Annotated in this window: 2 protein-coding genes; one reads left to right on the top strand and one right to left on the bottom strand. The window is 77.4% G+C overall.

The window, feature by feature from the left end; all coding sequences use genetic code 11:
• On the top strand, positions 1 to 573 hold a 573-nt coding region (locus CCN44_RS42775; protein ID WP_086704670.1), incomplete at its 5' end, for a histidine phosphatase family protein.
• Here CCN44_RS42775 and CCN44_RS42770 read toward each other — a convergent pair.
• Positions 555 to 968, bottom strand: coding sequence for a DUF6314 family protein (locus tag CCN44_RS42770; RefSeq protein WP_086704667.1), 414 nt, complete (start codon positions 966 to 968; stop codon positions 555 to 557). The two genes, CCN44_RS42775 and CCN44_RS42770, sit on opposite strands and share 19 nt — an antisense overlap.
• Between the last annotated feature and the right edge of the window lies 1 nt (position 969).

The raw sequence follows: 969 nt of genomic DNA, 5'->3' as shown, positions 1-969 counted from the left end.
GTCGCCGCCGCGCGCGGTGCGCAGCCGCTCGCCGAGCGCTTCCAGGACGACCGGCCGCTGGACCAGGGCGGCTGGGACGAGGTGCAGCGCGTCGCCGGGGACCTGCTGCCGCTGGCGGCGGCCGAGCTGCGCTACTGCTCGCCGACCCCGCGCAGCCGGGCCACCGGCGACGCCCTGGGGTACGCCCCGCTGGTCCAGCTCGCGCTGCGGGACTGCGACATGGGCCGCTGGCGCGGGCTGACGCTGGGGGAGGCGATGGCGCGCGAGCCGCAGGCGGTGGACTCCTGGCTCGCCGACCCGCGCTCCGCCCCGCACGGCGGCGAGTCCCTGCTGGGCTTCGTCTCCCGGGTCGGCGGCTGGCTGGACACCCGGCCGGTGGAGGACGGCGGCCGGATCGTCGCCGTGGCCGAGCCGTCCGTGATCCGGGCGGCGCTGGTCTACGCCCTGAAGGCGCCGCCCGCGACCTACTGGAACATCGACGTCCGCCCGCTGTCGACGACCACGGTCACCGGCCGCTCGGGCCGCTGGAACCTCCGCCTCGACGGGACGCCGGCTCAGCGCTCGCGGACGTAGTCGGTGGTGAGGACGAGGTCCTTCGCCGGGCCGCCGACCCGCCACACCGTGCGCCAGCGGTCGGCGTCCCGGACGGTGAACTCGCCCCGGTAGAGGTCGGCCGCGCAGGGATGGTCGGCGACGTACCGCCCGGCGGTCAGGTCCAGCTCGTGGAAGGGCCGCCCGTCCGCGAACCGCACGTCCGCCCGGCCGGGCGTCGGACCCGGCAGGAACCGCAGCGTCCGGTGGGCCGGCCGGGCCACGCCCTGCCAGGTGAAGGTGCCGGACTCCTCGTGCAGCAGCCCGCCGCCGTCCAGCGCGCTGAAGACGGTGGTCCCGGTGAAGCGGCCTTCGGCCCCGCTCGCCAGATCCCGCACCGTGCGCTCGACGCGCCACCGTCCGGCCAGATGCGCCAGC

It is taken from the genome of Streptomyces tricolor (genome assembly GCF_002155905.1).
GTDB classification, from domain to species: domain Bacteria; phylum Actinomycetota; class Actinomycetes; order Streptomycetales; family Streptomycetaceae; genus Streptomyces; species Streptomyces tricolor.
Note: the sequence above shows the minus strand (reverse complement) of the source record. Positions and strands in the feature narration are given on the sequence as shown.